This is a genomic window from Melittangium boletus DSM 14713 (genome assembly GCF_002305855.1).
GTDB classification, from domain to species: domain Bacteria; phylum Myxococcota; class Myxococcia; order Myxococcales; family Myxococcaceae; genus Cystobacter; species Cystobacter boletus.
In genome coordinates, this window is sequence record NZ_CP022163.1 from 1162146 (window position 1) to 1181496 (window position 19351).

The following is a 19351-nucleotide window of genomic DNA, read 5'->3' on the forward strand; positions in this document are numbered from 1 at the left end:
GGGGGCGCACCTCATTCGCTCAAGAGGTTCGGACCCTCGACGATCTCGACATTGCGGAAGTTCTGACAGGGCTCCTTGAAGCCGAGCAGATACGGCAGTGAACGCAGCTCCAGCGCCACCTTGTTCCATAGCTTTCGCGGCAGACTTGGCGCGACGGACTCCGGTGAAGCCGCGACCAGCTCGTTCAGGTCGACGTAGTGCGTGGCCGTACGGCCCAGCCCCTCGAAGTCGTGCTCGATGCCACGGCTGAGACGGCGCAGCTCCGGGTCGAGCTTCTCGTGCACCGCCTGGGTCATCAGGACATACTCGGACACGGGCACGTCGTTCTTCAGCATCCGGTGCACGAGGATGACATCCACCCCCGCCAGCTCGGTGAGGTGCTTCACCTTCTGGAAAGCGACCTCCCCCGCGTGGACCACGAACTTGAGCGTCAGCCCCGTGACCTGCAGGCACCCATCGCACTTGCACATCCGGTCGAGCGCGAGCCGCTGGCGCCTGGCGAGGAATGCCCGGCGAATCCCCGAGATCTGCCGGTGGAAGACCGTGACGTCTTCGCCCACGACGTAGAAGAACGCGGCATCCCCTTCGATCTTCGCGAGCTTGAACCCCGTGGCGGCGTCGATCACCACCTCGAGCAGCTGGGCGATCGTGTCCTGTGCATGCGCGAGGCTGAAGCGGTGTTGCTTCATGAAGCGGGTGTAGCCGCCGATGTCCGCGATGAGCAGCAGCGCCTTCTCGATCGCCATACGGCGACGAGCCTAGCCGCGGCCGTTCCAGTCCAGCAAGCCCCGAGGCACGCGAACCACATAAAGTGTGGGCGCACAACCCGATGGGAGGAGGTTCACCATGGCCAGGGCGATGTGGAACGGACAGGTGCTCGCCGAGAGTGACACGTACGAGGAGGTGGAGGGGAATGTGTATTTCCCCAGGGAGGCGGTGAAGCGAGCGGCGCTCCAGGACAGCGGCACACACACCACCTGCCCGTGGAAGGGAGTGGCGAGCTACTACGACGTGGTGGTGGATGGACAGGTGAACAAGGACGCGGCCTGGTACTACCCGGAGCCGAAGGACGCGGCCCGCGGCATCCGGGATCATGTGGCCTTCTGGAAGGGCGTCCAGGTGGAGCGCTAGGTCAGGCCCGTGAGCCGCGCCGAGTGCTCCCAGAGCTGTCGCGCCAGGGCGTCATCGGAAGAGGAGCTCGAGGGACGGCGCTGCTTGCAGTCCTCGAAGTAGCCACCGCTCACTCGAGCCACTTCAGGAGCGGAGGCCAGATGGATGAGGGTCCGCGCCCCTTGCTCTGGGGTGAGATGGAAGGGCGCCACCGCACGTACCAGCCAGCCGAAGAATCCCGCGTTGTTCCGTCCGAATCCGGAGGCCACCGCCCCCGGATGCAGGAAGTTGGCCGTGGCCCGGGTTTCCTTCAGCCGGCGGGCCAGCTCATGGGTGAACAGGGCGTTGCAAAGCTTGGAGCGGCAGTACGCCTTGAGCCCGCCGTAACGCCTCTCGTTCTGAAGATCCTGGAGATCCAACCGCGCCAGCCGGTGCAGCGACGAGGAGACGTTGACGATGCGTCCCTGCGGACTGGCCACCACCAGTTCCAGGAGCAATCCGGTCAGCAGGAAAGCGGAGAGATGGTTCGTGGCAAGGGTCATCTCGTTCCCCTCCGCGGACAATCGCCGCTCCATGTAGATGCCGCCCACGTTGTTGACGAGCACATCCAGCCGTGAGTAGCGCTCGCGGAACTCCTGAGCCACGCGACGCACCTCCCGCATGGAGGAGAGGTCCGCCAGCAGCAGGGAGACCTCTCCCCCGTTGCCGCGAGCTTGAACGTCTTGGACCGCCGCCTCTCCCCGCGCGCGGTCCCGGCACAACAGCACCACGGTGGCCCCCTGCCGAGCCAGCCCCACCGCGGTCTCCTTGCCGATTCCCTGGCTGGCGCCAGTCACCAGACACATCCGTCCCCGCATGGGAAACCCAGGCTCCGCCGCAGGGGAGCCTTGTACGCGCGCGTGGTCACTCATTGGGAATCAGCTGGACGAAAACACCATCCTTGGTTCCCAAGGTGGTGAGCAGGGTCGGGGTCACCTGACGTCCAGGAACGCCCTTGAAACGGAACTTCTGGACGATACGCGCCAGCGCGAGCTGCGACTCCATCATCGAGAAGTGCTCTCCGATGCACTTGCGAGGACCACTCCCGAAGGGAACCCAGGCGAAGCGATGACGATTGGCCGAGCGCTCGGGCGTGAAGCGCTCGGGATCGAACTCCATCGGCGACTCCCAGATCTCCGGGTGGTGGTGGATGGTGAACATGATGGGGGCCACCACCGTGCCCGCGGGGATGTGGTGGCCATCGATCTCGTCATCCTCCAAGGCCTTGCGGGGGATCCACCACACGGGCGGACGCGCGCGCATGGACTCCTGGATGACCATGCGCATGTATGGCAGCGCCGCCAGGTCCGAGAAGGTGGGACGCCGCCCGCCCAAGGCCTCGACCTCCGCGCGCATCCGCTGCTCGACTTGAGGGTAGAGCGTGAGGAAGTAGATGGACCACGTGAGCGCATAGGCCGTCGTCTGGTGACCCCCCAGGAAAAGGGTCATCGTCTCGTCGCGCAGTTCCTTGGCCGTCAACGGCTCGGCGACCTGGCTGGTGCGCGCACGGATGAAGGACGCCAGCAACCCGTCGTTATCCGCGGTTTCGTCACTGGCGCCACTGCGCTGGATGAGGCGCAGGAGTCCCTCATCCACATCCTTGAGCGCCTGCTGATAGCGGCGGCGCCCGGGCAGGGGCACCCAGGAGGGGATGCTCTTGGTGAGCATGTTTCCCACCATGGAATCGATGACATGGGTGACATGCGAGCCCAGCACCTGCGCCTCTTGCGCGCTCATCCCCCTGCCGAAGATGACCCGGGCGCTGATCATCATCGTCAGTTTGGAGAAAGCCCGGTCGACATCGAAGGGAAGTGCCCGTTCGGCGGGCTCCCGCCAGTGCTCCAACCCCGCGTCAATGGCCTCCAGCATGAGATCGCTCAGGGCAACCAATCGCTGCTGGGTGAAGAGCGGTTGCATCAGCCGGCGCTGACGCAACCAATAATCACCTTCACTCATCAGCAATCCGTTGCCCAGGTAGGGCCGAAGGACCTCCCAGAGCGGTCCGCCCTTGGCGTACACGGTATTGCGGCGGCTGAGGACATGCTCGGCATGGCGGGGGTGGTTGGCCACCAACAACTGCATCGGTCCCACCTTGGCGTAGAAGAGATCGCCATGGCGCTCCCGCGCTTGATGCAAATAGGCCAGCGGTTGGCTGGCCAGATACGGGAGCACCCCCAACAACGGCACGCCATTGGCCTTGGGCGGCGACGCGCTCATCGGGGGAGAAGCAGGTGGCGGGTCCGTCATCCGATCGAACATCGAATCTCCTTCAGACAGGCGTCTTTCAGAAAGCGACAGGCAGCGAGTCGAGGCCGCGCAACATGAGCCCCTCCTTCCAGTTCGCTGTCTCGCTCAGCAACCTCAGGTTGGGCAGCCGGCGCAGCAGCGTCTCCAGCGCGACCCGCATCTCCAGCCGCGCCAGCGGCGCTCCCAGACAGTTGTGCGCGCCCATGCCAAAGGCCATGTGCCGGTTGGCCTGACGGGTGATGTCCAATCGGTCCGGGTCCGGGAAGACCTCCGGATCGCGGTTGGCCGAGCCAAACACCGTGATGACCTTCTGGCCCTTGCGAATCGTCTTGCCCCCCAACTCGAAGTCCTCGCTGGCATGGCCATTGCTGACGCTCTGCACGGGGCTCTCGTAGCGCAGAAGGTCCTCCACGGCGGACTCCATCAACTCCGGGTGGGCGCGCAGCAACTGCAATTGCTCGGGATTGCGCAGCAGCGTCAGGACGCTGTTGCCGAGGATGTTGACGGTGGTCTCGTGCCCGGCGAAGAGCATCAGCATGCAGGTGCCGATCACCTCGTCGTCGGTCAGTTGCTCGTCGTTCCTGGCCATGACCAGGGTGCTGAGGACGTCATCGCCAGGAGCCTTGCGGCGCTCGGCGATGGCCTTCTTCAGGTAGGCGTCGAACTCGAGCACGGCGTCGCTCGCGCGCTGGTAGAGGTCCAGCGTGGGCCGCCGGTTCTCGATCGCCGTGAAGGTGAGGGACCACGACTTGAACAGCGCGGCATCCTCGCGAGGCATCCCCAACATCTCGGTGATGGTGAGCAGCGCCATCGGATAGGCGAACTGCCCCACCACATCCATGCGGCCGGCGGCCAGGACCCGGTCGATGAGGTAGTTGGACAGCCCCTCCAGCTTGGGGCGCAGCCGCTCCACCGTGCGCGAGGTGAAGTGCTTGGTGGTCAGCGAGCGCAGCCGGGTGTGATGGGGGGCATCCATCTCCACCATCCAGTGGCGGAGCTTGTCGGAGTAGGGCTTCATGGCCGGCGGGATCTCCTGCTCGGCGAGCCGGTCATGCCGATACTTCCGACTGAGACAGGGATGGGCGCGGATGGCCAGTGCGTCCTCGTAGCGGAACACGTACCACACGCCAGCATCCCCCCGCTCGGCCGCCAGGGTCCAGTGGACGGGGTCCAGGGACCGGTAGCGCTGATACCAGGGGTAGGGATTGGACCAGACCTCCCGCGGCTGCGGGTTGAAATGTTCCACCGGGACTTGGCTCACCTGCTCGGACATGTCTGTCTTTCTCCGTGAACCCGGCTCAACTCCGACGCCGGTGCAATCCGATGGGAATCCCCGCCTTGGGCCTGAGCGTGCCCAACATCGCCTTCTCCACCGGAGGCCCCGCCATCCGACTGACGTCATAGCGGCGCACGAACATGGCCAGCACCAATTGGGCCTCCATCATGGCGAACTCCACCCCCACGCACTTGCGCGGCCCGATGCCGAAGGGGCCCCAGGCGCACCGGTGCCGGGTTTCCCCCTCCTCGCTGGCGAAGCGCAGGGGATCGAAACGCTCGGGGTCCTTCCAGACGTCGGGGTGGTGGTGGACGACATACGTCAACGGCGCGATCACCGAGCCCTTGGGGATGGCATACCCGTCGATCTCGTCATCCTCCATGGCCAGGCGAGGGTTCCACCAGATGGGAGGACAGATCCGCAGTGATTCCTGGATCACCATGCGGGTGTACTTGAGCTCGCCCATGTCTCCGAAGGTGGGCTCGCGATCCCCAAGCACCTGCTCCACCTCCTCGCGGAGCCGCCGCCAGACCGCGGCGTCCTCGAGGATGTAGTGCACCGCCCAGGCGAGCGCCACCGAGGTCGTCTCGTAGCCCGCGAGGAACAGGGTGAGCGTCTCGTCGCGCAGCTGCCGCGCCTGCATGGGCAGCCCCGTCTCTTCATCCAGCGCCTCCAGCAGCATGGACAGAAGATCGTCACTGCCTCCTGGCTCACCCCGGCGCTGCTCGATCACGGAGAAGAGGAGGCGGTCGATCCGCTCCAACGCCTGCTGGTAGCGGCGCTCTCCCGGCCGAGGCACCCACGACGGCAGGGACTGGGTGAGCATGGACGGAACCATGTATTTGATGACGTACAGCATCTCCGGGCGCAGCGTCTCCACGCTCTCATGGCTCACCGCCGTGCCGAAGACGGACTTCGCCAGCAGCTTCATGGTGAGCTCGGCGAACATGGGGACCGCGTCGAGGGATTGACCGGCTCGGGTCTGCTCGTCCCACCGCTCGAACTGATCCTCGATGGCCGCCACCATCAACGACGTGATTCGCGCCAACCGCTGGCGGTGGAACTGGGGATGAACCATCCGCCGCTGGCGCTTCCACACCTCGCCCTGGCTGACCGCCAGCCCATTGCCCAGCAGCGTGCGCATGGCATCCCAGAGCGCGCCCTGCTTGAGGTAGTTCTTGCTCTTGGTCAGGAAGACGTGCTCGTGCTGGCGCGGGTGGTTGAGCACCACCATGCGCTGGACGCCAAGATCCAAGGTGTAGATGTCACCGTAGCGCTCTCGGGCCCGCATCAAGAAGCGGATGGGGTTGGCGAGCACCTGCGGCGTCGAGCCGACGAGGGGCAAGCCACTGGCCAGGGGAGGAAGCCTTGCGCGGGGCGCCGAGGCGCCATGGGAGGGGGAGGAGGAGTCCATAGCGACCTGTCCGGGCTCGGCTCAACGGGCCCTGGGAATGCTCTTGAGGCTCGACTGCTTGAAGACATGGGAGGGAGCGGCCGCGCCCGGGGGGATGAGCGCCGTCTCCCAACGGAAGTAGCCCGGCATGTTGGGAATCACCCCCGTGGTGACCAAGCCGAAGTCGAGCCGCACCTCCGTGCCCGCCTCGACATGGACCGGCTGCTCGAGCGGGAGGAAGACCTGCTTCCAGATCGTGGCGGGGTCGCTGGGCGAGGAGTTCAGCCGCACCCCGCCACCCAGTTCCACCTCGAACCATCCGCAGAAACCATGCAGTTGGCCGGAGCGCTCCACCCGAAAGCCCACCTGCTTCTCCACCTTGCTCACGTCGTCATCCAGCAGCCGCAGGCTCGCGATCCGCTGCTGGGGCGCCAGGAAGCTCTCGGGGTCGAACCACGCCACGTACACATTGTTGCTGGCGATCTCCTGGTAGATCGACATGTCGAAGCCGTACGGACGCCCGCGGTTCCAGCTGTTCACGTAGTCCGAGTGGAGCGAGGACTCCACGGGAGCGATGAACAACTCCACCCGCTCGGGCAGTATCCGGCCTCCCTCGCGCAACGAGCGCCGGGCCAGTTCCACCACCGACATCATCATGTCCCCGGGTCCCATCAAGCCCAGGCACTCGGAGACGATCAGATCCACGGGCTCTGGCAGGGTGACCCGGCTGGACTCCTTGTGGATGAACACCACGGTGTCACCCATGCCATTGGCCTCGACCACCCTTTTGGTCGCGCGGATGATCTCGTTGGCCTCGATGGCGTAGACGCGGCGGGCTCCCGCCCGGCAGCAGGCCATCGCCAGGATGCCACTGCCCGTGCCCAGGTCGACGACCACGTCTCCCGGCTTCACCACCGCCTCGATGGCGCGAATGAACGTCTCCGTCCGCACCGTGTCGTCCAGGAGGTGCCGGTGAAAGGCCATCAACGATTGTTGCCCGGTCATCGCCACCGGGACGTACTGGATGGACGGTTCGGCCCGTGACGGATTTGCGAGCGATGTACCTTGTGCCGCGACCCTCATGATGACCCCATGCTCCTTCCCTGCCGCGTGGAACCCGCCCCGGTGGTGGAGCAGGGTTGAACAACACCTCAGCTCCTCAGCGCCAGGGTCGCCCAGGCCGAGGTGATCTGCCCCTTATCGTGGCAGTGGTAGAGGAGCCGGCGCCCATCCTCCGCCTCCATCCAGTAGTAGAGCACCGGCTCTCCGGACCACGCGCCGTGAGCCCCCTTCCGGGATTGAATCCACTGGAGGGCCCGCTCCCGAGCCGGGGTCTGTAGACCCAGCGCGCGCAGGCTCAGCACCGCCACCGAGGTGTCGATCACCGAGCCAGACCAGCTTCCCTCCGCTCGCTGGAGGCCCAGGATGTAGTCGCGAGCTCGCGACAGGTGGGCCGCGGCGGCCGTCCCGCCCGCCAGGCTCAGCAAGCGTACCGCATAGTAGGTAGTGACGAGCGTGGAGGGGAACCACTGGCCCTGCCAGAACCCCTTGGGTGACTGGGTCTGGCAGAGATAGCGCACACAGCCTTCCACCTGCGAGGCGAAGCGCTCCGGCGCGATGCGATGAAGGAGATAGCCCACCTGCGCCGTCGCATCCAGGGAGGGATCCTGCCAATAGGGGGCCCGCCCCTGGGCACAGGACTCGATCTGGCGGCGGATGGGAGAGAGGCTGCGAAACGCTCCCAATGAATCATCATGGAAGAGCTCCACCATCCTCTGAGCGCTCGGCAGCAGCGTCTCGAGTGGCACGCCCGTATCCAGCAGGCCCTCCATCACCAGGGCGCTGTCCTCTGGCGTCACCCCGAACCGGGGCTGGTACTCCCACAAACCCTCCCGCGCGCTGTTGAGGAGGTAGCGCCGCAGCTCCTCGTTCGGCGAGGCCTGGAGCAGCAAGCCGTAATGCGCGATCGAGCCCTCCTGGGTCTGCCAGCGGAAGACGGGCCGGTCATTCATCAACTCGTAGATGGAAACATCCGTGAGGAAGCGCGAGGAGTAGGTGGCCGCGAGCCGCTCGTCCTCCAGGAAGCGCCGGATCTCGCTGGCCTGCTTGAAGCCAGAGGAAGCGGCGGACACCATGCCGTAGGGCATGGGATTGGCGCTGTCCATGTGGACATAGTCGCCGGCGAGGAAGACGCGATGCGAGGGCCGGGTAACGCGCTCGTCCCACTGGCCGTAGCTGTCCGGGGAGATGATGGCCCCTACCCTCGGCCAGCGTTGGACCTGGGAGAAGCTGACGTGCCCCGGCCCCACATCGCCGATGCGCAACTGGGCCAGGGTCTCCACGGTCCGCCGCACGATCTCCTCATCCGACAACCCCTCGAGCCGAGCCGCCTTGTCATCGGCGTAGTAGGCCAGCAGGACTTGCAGCTCCGGCCGGTCCGTGGGCTGGCGCAGCAGGGTGCTCAGGGGCAGATCCGGGGCGACCAGGTAGGAGAAGCGCTCGAGTACGGCATTGCTGATTCCGAGCGCGACGACGACCCCCTGGGAGTAGCGCAGTGAGCCCAGGAAGGAGCGGCTTGGCTCGTCCACCTGCTCCAGGAGCCCCAAGGCCACCGGCCCGGGAGTGGTGAGCAGCACCGCGCGCGCATGGGCCTTGTGCTGCACTCCCCCCTGCGAGTACTCGACGCAAACCCGGCGCTCCTCCTGCCGCACGCGGCTCACCTGCGCGGACAGGCGCAGCTTGTCGCCCAGGGACTCCTGCAAGTGGCGAACGAGTTCGCCATTGCCCTCCTGGTAATGAAGGGTGAGAAAGCGCGTCAGCGCATCCGCCTGCCTTCGCGGCAGATACTGTTGGATGTCACCGAAGTGGATGTCCTGGAAGAAGGCGCCGAGCAAGCGGCGCAACCGCTCGGGCAGGCGGCCCACATCGCGAGCGGGATCCTCGCTGAAAGCGCGCAACAGCTCTTGCTCCTGGCCGCTCAGTCCGAACCGAGCCAGGCACGCCATGACGCTGTCTCCGAAGTGGACCTTCCCTTCGAAGTAGCAGCCGAGCAGTCCCTCGTCATGCCGCAATCGCGAGGGTTGGAAGCGAATGGGCAGCGCCGCGGCGTCATAGGCGAGCACGGCCCCGAGATCGTAGGCCACGCCTTGCTGGGACCGGGTCATGACCCGTCCCCCGGCGAAGGCCTCCTGCTCCAGCACCAGCGTCGACAGATCCTTGAGCGCGTGGGCGGCCGTCAGTCCCGCCAGCCCCGCTCCAATGACGATGACGTCATGGACGTGATCCGGCGATTCCTTCGGCTTGATCAGCTTCTGCAACCTGTCCCAACCCGAAGCTCCCCGCATGCTCGCTACCTCGGTTGTCTCACGAATGAAGGGCGCTGCTCTTGGACCGAACGAGCTGCGCCTTGGCCAGCCACAGGTGCTTGACCGAAAGGTACAGCTTGGCCCTCGGAGTGCTGCCGGAGGAATGACTGATCTTGACGTGGTGCAGACCCCGGAGCAAGGAGCTCAGCTGAGTGGAGCCCATCAGCTTCGAGGCCTCCAGCAAGGGGCGCGGCCAGTGTTCGCGGTGAGAGCGCTCGTGCATGACCCCCGCGTAGTGGAGGATGGCCTCGCGCTTTCCCGGCAGGCACATGCGGGCCTTCTCCAGGTAATCCAGCAAGGCATGCCAGCGAGGCTCCTGTGCGGGAGGGGGCCTCTCGTGGAAGTGGCACTCCAGCCCCACCTGGGGACCCACGCGGTCTCCCACCAGATCCAGATCCAGATCGATACAATCCACCAGGCGGGAGAGCTCACCCACCCGGGACTCCAACTCCTCGAAATCGCCCGGCCACCCCACCTCGCGCAGATAGGGCACGACCCGCCGCGGTGCCAACCCCTTGATGCAGATGCGCATGAAGGGAGGGGTGCGCGACAGCATGGTGCCCGCCTGGAAGACAAAGGCGCCCGCCGGCAGGTGCGCCAAGCAGGTCTGGAGGAGCTGGGCCAACGACTCGGGCAGCTCCCGCTCCGAGAGCAGACGCAGTGCCTGGTTGCCGAGCCAATCCGCTTCCTGGTCCGCGGAGGCAGGAGGAGTGGGCGGACGCGGCCCGACGAAGATGCTGGGCACGGGCAGGCTCGTCGCCGCCGCCTTCATGTCGAACTCCAGCCAGACGTTGAGCACCCGCGAGAACAGGCTCGAACCCTCATCGCCCCAGGCCCGGCTGAAATCCCGAACCTGGCGCCACACGGGGTGCGCCTCGAACTCCTCTCCCCAGGTGCCACAGTCGGCCAGCAGCTTCCGCTCCTGTCCGTGAATGCTCACGCAGATGAGCAGGTCCGAGAGCGCGTGCTCATCGTCGAGCCGACATTCGAAGCCGAAGAAGCGCGTCAGGGAGCCAGGAATCCAGTCCGCCACCTGCCGCATCGCGACCAGGCTCTCCGGCGAAACCAGTTCCTTCGCGAGCACGGGCTCCAGCACGTTCAAGTAATCACTCACGCGGAGACCTGACATGCCCGTTCCTTTCCGCTCAGGACGCTCATGCTCGCGCCAACCGCGCACTCCGGCGACGTCGCCGGATGGGGCAGACCGCTAGGGCTTCTGCGGCAGGATCAAGTGGATGGTATGGGGGGTCTGCTCGTGTACGAAGATCTCGATCTCCTCGGGCAGCTTGACTCCCAGTTCCTTCTCCACGACCGCTCGCGGATCGCGCAACAGGGCATTCTTGAAGGACTCGTCATCCCATGCTTTGCGGATCAGGGCTTGCACATCCATCGATCTACCTGTCGGGCCTTCGGGTGACATCAACAAGCATGTCCCAGCCATGCGACGAGTCGCACGGAGCTGGGACACACATGTTCACAACGAGCACACCCAGACTACCAGCGCGCCGCCTCGAAGAGGTTCTCCGTCTCGCGGGCCGTCTCCTCGGTGCTCTCGTTGGAGATCTCGGTCTCAGCGGCCTCGGTGATCTTGTTCACGGCGTTCTCCCACGACTGGACGAAATCATTGGCAGACATTTCGTTACCCCTTGGCAGATGCTGGTGAGCGTGCGTTGCAGCGCACGTGAAGAGTCATCTCACGCGGAGTGCATCCGAGTCAACAGAGCTATAACGAAAAGTTGGTTTGATGGGTCTTTCCGGCCTCACCGCTTTACGGTGTCGAAGCCCCCCTGTTGCCATCCATTTCGGCACATCCTTGTCGGGGGGCATCCCACCCATGACGGCATGCGACGTCGCGGCGCTCAGCTGTCCACCGCGGCGGCGTTGAAACGGATCGTGTAGTAGGCCAGCAGCTCGTCACCCGGCGGCAGCACACGCATGTCCTGCCGATGCAGGCCGAGCTTCTCCAGCAACCGGATCGATGCCGCGTTACCGGGCACGACGATCGCGCACACCTGAGGCAGGTGCAGCGTGTCACGGGCATGGGCCACCGCGGCCCGCACCGCCTCGTAGGCATAACCCTGGCCGGTATGACGCGCGAGCAGCGCGTAGCCGATGTCGGGCATCGGCAACGTGTCTCGCCGCAGCAACCCGGCGATCCCCAGCCAGGCCGCGTCCTCGCGCCGCTCGATCGCGTACAGGCCGAAGCCGTGTCGCGCATAGCTCGCAACCACTCTGTCCGTGAGGTAGCGAGTGGCTTGCTCCAACGTGCGCACGCCGCGGTCGCCAATGTTCGCATGGTACGCCGGCTCGTTGAGCAGTTCCAGCATGCAGGCCGCATCACGCTCGGCATCGAGTTCGCGCAGGCGCAAACGTTCGGTTTCGACGACCACGGCCAAGCGCGGCTCCCTCGCGGCGGTAACCGCACCAGCGTGGATCGACCGCGCCACGCTGGCAAGCCTCAATCGCACAGCTCAGCAGCCGCCGGAAAGCTCGCAGATGTCCGACGGATCCGTCGAGACCTTCAGGTCGTCATACCAGACATAGGAGTTGTGCGTCGGAGCGAACTCGACCGTCGCGCCGCCGAAGAACGACGAGAAATAGGCCTTGTCGACCACATCCGCGTTGCGCACGAAGCGCAGTCCAGACACCTTGGCGGCCGAGGTGCCGTTGTACCAGACCTCGATCTCACCGTCGGGGTTCGCATTCCCGTTGGTCACGGAATTGACCTTGAGCCGCTGGGCGAGGTGCACCCAGGTGCCGCGAGGATAGTAGATGTCGGCGCCTGCTTTGTTCTTCAGCACCTTGTAGTCGCCGTACTGGCCCGCATGCCCCATGTGATAGTAGTAGATCGCCGCCTGGCCTCCCGAGCGCCAGATCATGCGAGAGCTGAACCCGTTGTAGCCAGTGCAAACCTGTCCGCCCGAGCACGCACCGCCTCCCGCCAGACCGAGTCCGAGCTTGCCGGCGAATTGCGTCGTGCCCCAACTGAAGTCGCTGCTGAAACGCACCCAGTAGGACAGGTAGTACTCCCGTCCGGGGATCAGCGTGAATGGCGCCTGGGCGCCGGAGTCCTCGGGGCCGATCTTTCCAGCCGGGTAGGTGATACGCAACGACTTGGAACCCGAGTGACGGAAATTCACTCCGTCGATCCAGGTTCGATTGCTCATCCCCGCCTCCCAGGGTGCGCTCCAGCCGTCCGTGGCCCAATCGTTGAGCGTGTAGGTGCTCAGGCTGGCTGGACGCTCGAAGGTGTTCTCCTTGTACGTCGAGGCGAATAGGGGCTGGACATCCGCGGTCGCGACGCCAGTCACGGCATACGCGGCCACGGGGGCCACCAGGGCGAGGAGGAGAGAGGTACTCAGCGGAGTTCGCACATTCATGGACTGTCCTCATTCGGGAAGGTTTCGAGACCATAGAGACAAAGACCCAGTCGTTCGGGTTACGCCCCATGTTCGCTCAGCGCGAAGGTACTGGCCCGGTACTTGCGAACAAGCCGCCGTCAACGGAGGAACGGATGGGCATGGGCGCCAGTGTGGTGGGAGCGGGATTCGCGGTCATTTCATTGCTCGCGGTGGGTTGCGATGACAGGGGCAAGACATTCGAACCGTCGGCGGATCAGGAGCCCGGTCCGTCAGTGGGAAACGAAGTTCCCTCGGACATCCCTCCAGTTCCCCCCGTGGATACCAGCACGCCCACGACCCCCACACCCGACGCGGATGCCGGGACGACGCCCGATGCCGGCGAGCCCGATGTCGGCGAGCCGGAGACGGGTCCGTGGCCGGTGGACGCGGTGCTCGACTACACCCGCTCGTTCGGCGTGGGCACCCCCCAGAGCGTCGGGCTCGATGAGGGGCTGAACCTCTGGCTCCTCGACGGCAACCGCATTGGCGTGCTGCGCCCAGGCGATACGGCTCCGGCGTGGACCACGGGCATCGGTCAGGCGCGCCAGGCGTTCGGCCGGGATTCGCTCGCGGTCGGCTCGACGGTCATCTGCGGCGGTGAGGCCGGGCGCGCGTACGTGGGGTATCGCGCCGCCGAGATGCGGCGAGCGGAAGGGATTTCGCAGCGCACGTACATCCCAGGACCGGGCGAGGCGAACTACACCCCCGAGCGCTATGCCGAATACCAGAAGGGAGATCTCGACGCGGTCCGCCTCCAGCCCGATGGGACCATCGCGCTCGAGGAGCACATCTGGCGCACCACCGGCGCATCGAACGCGGGCAAGCAGATTGGAATCCACAACACGAACGACTTCCATTACGAGGAGGATCGCAGCGTCTTGAATTGCGCTCGCGTGACGCGCGGCCCCCATCGCGGCGACCTCTACATCACGACGAATCACGGCGTGACCCGCATTCAAGGGCTCACATACAACAGCCACCGGCACCCAGGCTGGTACCTCATCACCACGAACCCGGACGGGTCGCGTGACGAGTCGCTCCAATGCCCGCCCATGTATGGGCTCGGCATCGCGCCGAATGGAGACGTCCTCGTCGCCAACGAGCAGATGCTCGGAGTGCTCATCCCCAGTGGGAAGCTCGAGGAGTGGGACCGCGAGTACACCTGGACGGGCCCCACCCCCTGGAGGTTCAAGAGCTTCAACGAAGCACTCAACGATCAGGCCACCGATGATTTCTGGCGCGCCTTCGAGCAAACCACCTCGGAGCGCTACTACCTGGGCAGCGCGGAATACGGCGTCTGGGCGATGACGCCGAAGTCCCGCTCCGCGGGGAACTGGTCGAAGCTCGCCGGACTGCCGACGGGGCGGATCCTCGCGCTCAAGGCAACGGACGATGGCGCGCTCTACATCGGTACGAATGGCGCGGGTCTCTGGCGGCTCGAGCCGGACGGCGTGACGCTCGCCCAGGTGCGGGAGGTGTCCGGTCAACGCGTCCTGCAACTCGTCTATGAGCCCACCGTGACACCGAGCATGCTGCTCGTGCTCACCGACCAGGGGCTGACCGTCCTCCGGGGTCCGTAGGTGATGAAGGAAGAGCCGGGGCCGCCACCGGAAGGGTGAAGCGGAAGGTGCTGCCCTGGTCGCCCTGGCTCTCCGCCCAGATGCGGCCACCGTGACGCTCGATGATGTGCCGGCAGATGTAGAGCCCGAGTCCCAGCCCTCCAAAACCCGAAACGGGCGCGTTGCGGGCCCGGAAGAAGCGCTCGAAGAGGTGTGCCTGCTGGTCCACCGGAATGCCGATTCCGGTGTCCGAGACGGAGACAAGGGCCTCCGTCCCCTTCCGGGAGAGCGTGACGCGGATCGGTCCTTTCATGGGGCTGTACTTGAGAGCGTTCTCCAGCAGGTTCGTCAGGACCTGTCGGAGCCGTCCCCTGTCTCCCAGGACGACGAGTTCCTCCGCGCACTCCTCGTACTCCAGCGGGTGATGCGGACAGATGAGGCGGAAGTCCGCCAGGACATCGCGGACGAGCGCCAGGAGCGACAGGGACTCGCGCTCCAGTTCCAACCGCCCCGCCTCGATTCGCGAGGAGTCCAGCATGTCGGAGATCAGCCCCGTGAGCCGTTGCACCTGGGTGAGTGCCTTCTCCGCGGAATGGGGCGGAATGGGCTGACCGGAGGCGCTCCGCTGTTTGAGCATCTGCAGGTGGAGCTTGAGGGGCGTGAGGGGGGTTCTCAGCTCGTGCGAGGCGACGGAGAGAAAGTCGTCCCGGATCCGGATGGCCTCGTGGGCCTCGCGCAGCAATCGCTCCCGCTCTTGCTGGGCGCGGCGCTCCGCGGTCAATTCGACGACCACGGCACCAACGCCCACGATCCTGCCACTCGGCATCCGGACGGGGTAATAGCTGACGCGCCAGTAGCGCAACTGGCCCGGGGTGGCCGGCACCTCGAGCGCCGTGTCGTATCCGATGATGGGCTCGCCGGTCTCCAGAACCTGGCGAATGAGAGGCTCCATGGTGTCCGCCACCCGCGGTATCTGCTCGCGGAACATCCGGCCTATCTCCTCCCGCCGGGTCTTGCCATGAAGCGCGGCCAGTGCGTCGTTGATCCGGATGATACGCAGGTCGCGGTCGAGGAAGCCCATACCAATGGGCGAGTTGTTCAGGAAGGTGTCGAGCACGGCGAACGATTCCTCCAGTTGCTCACGTGCGCGCTGCTCGGCCGCGAGCAACCGCTCCTGCGCCGCCTTGGCCAGGCGCTCCGCCGTCACGTCGCGATAGCTCCAGATACGGCCAATGATGGCGTTTCCCATCCGTTGGGGCCGCGTGGAGCGCTCGAGCGTGCGCCCGTCGCGGAGTTCGACGGTGTCGACATCCTCCAGGTCGGGCGTCGCATACACCTCACGGATCCGCGCGGCGAATCGCTCCGGGTCCTTGACCAGGGGAGCCGCGGCCACGAGGGACTTCTCGGCGCTCAGTCCCCCCAGCAGAACGTCATCGGGGAGCTTCCAGAGCTGCTGGAAGCGCTTGTTGCACGTGGTGATCCGCCGGTTCACGTCCACCACGAGGACACCATCGACGATCGACTCGAACGTGGCGCGCAGCAGCGAGGCCGTCTGCTCCAGTTTCTCCCGGGCCCGGCGCTGCTCGGTGACATCCACCATGATGCCGCGCAGCATCAAGGGCCGCCCCTCCTCGACGAGCACCGTGACGATGGTCCGCAGCCACACGACGCGCCCATCCGAGGCCAGCATGCGGTACTCGAACTCGTAGGGCCTGTGCTCCCGGGTGGCCTTCATGAAGTACGCATGGGCCCAATCGCGGTCCTCGGGATGGATGTGGTTCTTCCAGAAGTCCGGTTCCTGTCGCCACTGGAGGGGCGGATAGCCGAGCAGGCGCTCCGACTGTTCATTGACGAAGGTGAAGCGAAAGCTCACATCGGCTTCCCAGACGATGCCATCGATGGTGTTGATGAGATCTTCGTATTGTTTCTGGGTTTGGGAGAGCGCCCGCTCCAGTGCCTCGTGGTGGGCCGACTCCACGCTCACGGGCTCGCTCGCGCGCACGCAGGCACATGCACCCAGACAACAGCCGTCGTTCGCGAAGACGGGAAGCACCAGGGCCCTCGTCCGCTGATCCCGCTCGCCGCCCTCGCAAACCGTCTCCGAGCCAGCGAGCGCCGTGCGCAGGGCCTTGACGAGCCAGGGAAGGCGGCGAAGCACCTCCTCCAGGGCCCGTCCCTCCGGCGGCACCTCGCTCCCCCACCCCGAGGCATCCGCCAACGCGCCATCCATCCGGCCAATCCGCCCCTGAGCGTCGACCATCAGCGTGGCATGAATGCTCTCGCCTACCTGGATGAGCAATCCGGGAAGGGAGCACTCGGAGGCATCCGACCTCATTTCACGTCCATGCCCGCCGGCTGTCGTCATGGGCTCCTCTGCTCCCCCCGCGACGAAGCACCTCTCCGTCACGTCACCTCTGCAACACGTCAAGGACGGCACAAAGTCGGCGCCTCACCGACCTGTCCCGTCCAGCGGCGTGGGGGCGGAGTGTCCGGGAGCGGCTCAGGACGGCATCGGACTTCGCGGACGAGCGAGACCCGGCTCGGCGTGGTGCGCCTCCTCCAGCCGCCGCCGGTGCGCGGACAGCAGATCGCTCCGCGTGAGGATGCCCACCACCGTCCACGGCGCCTCCCGCTTCACCACCGGCAGCCGCCCCACGCCCTCGCGCACCATGTGGTCCGCCGCCTCGCGCAGGGTGCTGTCCGCGAAGACGACCGCCGGAGGCATGCGGACAAGCTCCCGGACGCGCCGTCCCTCCACCGGCTCGGCCTCCAGCACTTCGCGCCGGGTGATGACCCCCACCAGCCGCCCCGCGCCATCCACCACCGGGAAGCCCTGGTGCCGCGTGCCCTCGCCTCCACGAGCGAGCCATTCCCGAGCCATGGCCACGGTGTCATCCGCCGCGAGCGTCACCACCGGCCGCAGCCCCTGCGCGCTCACCAACGTGTTGGCCAACACGTCCGCCGAGTACTCGAAGGGCACCCTCGCCCCACGCCGCACCAGCTTCTCCGTCATGATGGAGTGACGCATGAGCAGCGAGGACACGAGGTAGGCCGCCGCGCAGCCGCCCAACAGGGGCAGCAAGCCCATGGGCTGGCGCGTCGTCTCGAAGGCGAACACCACCGAGGCCAGCAGCGCGCGAGAGGCGCCCGCGAAGATGGCCGCCATGCCCACCAGCGCCGCGATGCGCACGTCCACGCCCAGTCCTGGCACCCACCACACCGCCAGCGCGCCCAGCGCCGAGCCCAGCCCGCCGCCGATGGTGAAGAGGGGCGCCAGCGTACCGCCCGAGGTGCCACTGCCCAGCGCGATGGACCACGAGGTGAACTTCAGCAGGCAGAAGACGAGCGCCGCCGTGCCCACCAGATGGCCGGAGATGATGGCCTCGATGTTGGTGTAGCCCACCCCCAGCGTGCGCGGCTCGAAGTAGCCCACGCCGCCCACGGCGAGGGCTCCGAGCGCCGGCCACCACATCCAATGGATGGGCAGCTTCTCGAAGGCGTCCTCGATGCGGTACACGGCCCGCGTGGCGATGACGGAGGCCACGCCTATCAGCGCGCCCATGCCGATGTAGAAGGCCAGTGCGCCTCCGCCCGGGGCCGCCACGTCCGGCATGTTGAAGGCAGGAGCCCCCCCGATGAAGGCCATGCGCACCGCGGTGGCCGTCGAGGTGGCCAGCGCCACCGGGATGACCGAGCGCGGGCGGAACTCGAAGAGCAACAGCTCGATGGCGAGCAGCACCGCCGACACGGGCGCGCCAAAGGTGGCCGCCATGCCGGCTCCCGCGCCCGCCGCCAATAACACCTTGCGCTCATCCGCCGTCACCCTCAGCACCTGCCCGAAGAACGAGCCCAGCGCACCGCCGGTGGCGATGATGGGACCCTCGGCACCAAAGGGACCGCCCGTGCCAATGGCCACCGCCGCCGACAAGGGCTTGAGGAACGTCACCCGGAGCGGAATCCGGCTGCGGTTGAGCAGCACCTGCTCCATCGCCTCGGGAATGCCGTGGCCGCGGATGGCCTTGGAGCCATAGCGCGCCATCACCCCCACCACGAGCGCGCCGAGGACGGGAATGACGAGCACCCAGAGCCCGCGCGCGTGCTCCGCCGGCGACACCTCGTGGAGGGAGAGCCGACTGTAGAAGGCCAGGTTCGTGATGAGCGCGATGAGCGCGCCGAGCAACCGGGCCACCAGTCCCGCGGCGATGGCGATCAGGATACACAGGCCACTGATGAGCACCACGCGGCCATCCATCGGCCCCTGCGTCAGCGGTGCTCGCGGCTCGTTCTCCAAGGTGGGCCCCAGGGAGGGCGCGACCGGCAGGGTCTCACGGCCGCCGATGCCCTCGGAGACCGAGGTCAGGTCAGGTTTCTTCATGGTGTCGTTTCCCTTGGTGGCGCCGTGGGGGCGCCTCGTCCTCGAAAAAGAGCGGAGCGGCTTCCGCGTCCAGGCCGAGCTCGCGCACCAGCGTGGCGAGTCCCTCGGCGAGCGCGGCGCGCCTCGCGGGCTCCAGCTTCCGCAACCCGGAGATGAGCCGGGCCTGGGCCATGGGTGGAGCGTCCCGAAGCAGTGCGTGGCCCTCGGGCGTCAGGGAGACCTCCACCCGCCGCCCGTCCACCGCCGAGGGCCGCCGGGAGACGAGCCCTCTCTCGATGAGCCGGCGCACCACCACCGAGACCGAGCTCTGGTGCGTGAAGGTGCGCTCGGCCAGTTCGTTGATGGAGCAGGTCCCTGCCTCGGCGAGTTGTTGGAGCACGAAGAGCTGGGCGCCACTGATGCCGACAAGCCCCTCGGAGGCACGGGCGGACACGCGCAGCAGCCGCACGATGCGCCGGATGGCGTCCATCACCGTCCGGACGTCCTCCGTCTCCACGGGAACCCCCTTGGCGCGGGGACGGCGATTTATATGGGAGCCCATGTATCCAGCCCAATACGCCTGGAAGCGACCATTCGCAAGGAATCC

General features: G+C 66.4%; 17 protein-coding genes. 2 read left to right on the top strand and 15 right to left on the bottom strand.

What is annotated here, in order from left to right; genetic code table 11:
• Positions 1–11: 11 nt before the first annotated feature.
• Positions 12–746, bottom strand: coding sequence for a DUF2652 domain-containing protein (locus MEBOL_RS04825; protein ID WP_095976307.1), 735 nt, complete (start codon positions 744–746; stop codon positions 12–14).
• A 100-nt stretch (positions 747–846) separates the two neighbouring features.
• Between MEBOL_RS04825 and MEBOL_RS04830 the strand changes: the two genes are divergently transcribed.
• Positions 847–1131, top strand: coding sequence for a DUF427 domain-containing protein (locus MEBOL_RS04830; RefSeq protein ID WP_095976308.1), 285 nt, complete (start codon positions 847–849; stop codon positions 1129–1131).
• Here MEBOL_RS04830 and MEBOL_RS04835 read toward each other — a convergent pair.
• The 11 genes from MEBOL_RS04835 to MEBOL_RS04880 form a co-directional block, all read right to left on the bottom strand.
• Positions 1128–1967: an SDR family oxidoreductase gene (locus tag MEBOL_RS04835; protein WP_095976309.1), complete on the bottom strand. Its 840-nt coding sequence runs from the start codon at positions 1965–1967 to the stop codon at positions 1128–1130. The genes MEBOL_RS04830 and MEBOL_RS04835 overlap by 4 nt on opposite strands.
• A 46-nt stretch (positions 1968–2013) precedes the next feature.
• On the bottom strand, positions 2014–3408 hold the full coding sequence (locus MEBOL_RS04840; RefSeq protein ID WP_095976310.1) for a cytochrome P450: 1395 nt from the start codon (positions 3406–3408) through the stop codon (positions 2014–2016).
• A 25-nt stretch (positions 3409–3433) separates the two neighbouring features.
• Positions 3434–4669: a cytochrome P450 gene (locus MEBOL_RS04845; RefSeq protein WP_157774755.1), complete on the bottom strand. Its 1236-nt coding sequence runs from the start codon at positions 4667–4669 to the stop codon at positions 3434–3436.
• A 25-nt stretch (positions 4670–4694) separates the two neighbouring features.
• A complete protein-coding gene (locus tag MEBOL_RS04850) occupies positions 4695–6086 on the bottom strand; it encodes a cytochrome P450 (protein WP_095976312.1) in 1392 nt (463 codons plus the stop codon).
• Between the two features lie 21 nt (positions 6087–6107).
• Positions 6108–7070, bottom strand: a complete 963-nt coding sequence (locus MEBOL_RS04855) for a 50S ribosomal protein L11 methyltransferase (RefSeq protein ID WP_157774756.1) — start codon at positions 7068–7070, stop codon at positions 6108–6110.
• A gap of 146 nt (positions 7071–7216) precedes the next feature.
• Positions 7217–9409, bottom strand: coding sequence for an FAD-dependent oxidoreductase (locus tag MEBOL_RS04860; protein ID WP_095976314.1), 2193 nt, complete (start codon positions 9407–9409; stop codon positions 7217–7219).
• Positions 9410–9428: 19 nt separating this feature from the next.
• Entirely contained in the window at positions 9429–10559 is a 1131-nt protein-coding gene (locus MEBOL_RS04865; RefSeq protein WP_095976315.1) for a hypothetical protein, read from the bottom strand.
• 78 nt (positions 10560–10637) lie between these two features.
• Positions 10638–10820, bottom strand: a complete 183-nt coding sequence (locus tag MEBOL_RS04870; RefSeq protein ID WP_157774757.1) for an NHLP leader peptide family RiPP precursor — start codon at positions 10818–10820, stop codon at positions 10638–10640.
• 104 nt (positions 10821–10924) lie between these two features.
• Positions 10925–11065: a hypothetical protein gene (locus MEBOL_RS40935; protein ID WP_157774758.1), complete on the bottom strand. Its 141-nt coding sequence runs from the start codon at positions 11063–11065 to the stop codon at positions 10925–10927.
• 224 nt (positions 11066–11289) lie between these two features.
• Positions 11290–11820, bottom strand: a complete 531-nt coding sequence (locus MEBOL_RS04875) for a GNAT family N-acetyltransferase (protein ID WP_245920008.1) — start codon at positions 11818–11820, stop codon at positions 11290–11292.
• A gap of 81 nt (positions 11821–11901) precedes the next feature.
• The gene (locus MEBOL_RS04880) at positions 11902–12810 is read right to left on the bottom strand and encodes a polysaccharide lyase (protein WP_095976318.1); all 909 of its coding nucleotides are present in this window, start codon (positions 12808–12810) and stop codon (positions 11902–11904) included.
• A gap of 254 nt (positions 12811–13064) precedes the next feature.
• Here MEBOL_RS04880 and MEBOL_RS42545 point away from each other — a divergent pair, with 254 nt between their 5' ends.
• Complete coding sequence (locus tag MEBOL_RS42545; RefSeq protein WP_245919462.1) at positions 13065–14411, top strand: hypothetical protein; 1347 nt, start codon at positions 13065–13067, stop codon at positions 14409–14411.
• On the opposite strand, the gene MEBOL_RS04890 is transcribed toward MEBOL_RS42545, so the two are convergent.
• The 3 genes from MEBOL_RS04890 to MEBOL_RS04900 all read right to left on the bottom strand — a co-directional run bounded on the left by MEBOL_RS04890 (position 14374) and on the right by MEBOL_RS04900 (position 19261).
• The gene (locus MEBOL_RS04890) at positions 14374–16725 is read right to left on the bottom strand and encodes a PAS domain-containing sensor histidine kinase (RefSeq protein WP_095976320.1); all 2352 of its coding nucleotides are present in this window, start codon (positions 16723–16725) and stop codon (positions 14374–14376) included. The genes MEBOL_RS42545 and MEBOL_RS04890 overlap by 38 nt on opposite strands.
• 165 nt (positions 16726–16890) lie before the next feature.
• Positions 16891–18765 carry a chloride channel protein gene (locus tag MEBOL_RS04895; RefSeq protein ID WP_095976321.1) on the bottom strand — a complete coding sequence of 625 codons (1875 nt, stop codon included), beginning with the start codon at positions 18763–18765 and terminating at the stop codon, positions 16891–16893.
• Positions 18752–19261, bottom strand: coding sequence for a MarR family winged helix-turn-helix transcriptional regulator (locus MEBOL_RS04900; protein WP_245919464.1), 510 nt, complete (start codon positions 19259–19261; stop codon positions 18752–18754). Before MEBOL_RS04900 ends, MEBOL_RS04895 begins: the two co-directional genes overlap by 14 nt.
• Between the last annotated feature and the right edge of the window lie 90 nt (positions 19262–19351).

What these genes read in the sequence shown, in the direction of transcription:
- MEBOL_RS04835 (WP_095976309.1), bottom strand. Translation starts at nt 1,967, where the DNA reads ATGCGGGGACGGATGTGTCTGGTGACTGGCGCCAGCCAGGGAATCGGC.
- MEBOL_RS04845 (WP_157774755.1), bottom strand. Translation starts at nt 4,669, where the DNA reads ATGTCCGAGCAGGTGAGCCAAGTCCCGGTGGAACATTTCAACCCGCAG.
- MEBOL_RS04865 (WP_095976315.1), bottom strand. Translation starts at nt 10,559, where the DNA reads ATGTCAGGTCTCCGCGTGAGTGATTACTTGAACGTGCTGGAGCCCGTG.
- MEBOL_RS04890 (WP_095976320.1), bottom strand. Translation starts at nt 16,725, where the DNA reads ATGAGGTCGGATGCCTCCGAGTGCTCCCTTCCCGGATTGCTCATCCAG.
- MEBOL_RS04825 (WP_095976307.1), bottom strand. Translation starts at nt 746, where the DNA reads ATGGCGATCGAGAAGGCGCTGCTGCTCATCGCGGACATCGGCGGCTAC.
- MEBOL_RS04870 (WP_157774757.1), bottom strand. Translation starts at nt 10,820, where the DNA reads ATGGATGTGCAAGCCCTGATCCGCAAAGCATGGGATGACGAGTCCTTC.
- MEBOL_RS04855 (WP_157774756.1), bottom strand. Translation starts at nt 7,070, where the DNA reads ATGACCGGGCAACAATCGTTGATGGCCTTTCACCGGCACCTCCTGGAC.
- MEBOL_RS04860 (WP_095976314.1), bottom strand. Translation starts at nt 9,409, where the DNA reads ATGCGGGGAGCTTCGGGTTGGGACAGGTTGCAGAAGCTGATCAAGCCG.
- MEBOL_RS04850 (WP_095976312.1), bottom strand. Translation starts at nt 6,086, where the DNA reads ATGGACTCCTCCTCCCCCTCCCATGGCGCCTCGGCGCCCCGCGCAAGG.
- MEBOL_RS04840 (WP_095976310.1), bottom strand. Translation starts at nt 3,408, where the DNA reads ATGTTCGATCGGATGACGGACCCGCCACCTGCTTCTCCCCCGATGAGC.
- MEBOL_RS40935 (WP_157774758.1), bottom strand. Translation starts at nt 11,065, where the DNA reads ATGTCTGCCAATGATTTCGTCCAGTCGTGGGAGAACGCCGTGAACAAG.
- MEBOL_RS04880 (WP_095976318.1), bottom strand. Translation starts at nt 12,810, where the DNA reads ATGAATGTGCGAACTCCGCTGAGTACCTCTCTCCTCCTCGCCCTGGTG.
- MEBOL_RS04830 (WP_095976308.1), top strand. Translation starts at nt 847, where the DNA reads ATGGCCAGGGCGATGTGGAACGGACAGGTGCTCGCCGAGAGTGACACG.
- MEBOL_RS04895 (WP_095976321.1), bottom strand. Translation starts at nt 18,765, where the DNA reads ATGAAGAAACCTGACCTGACCTCGGTCTCCGAGGGCATCGGCGGCCGT.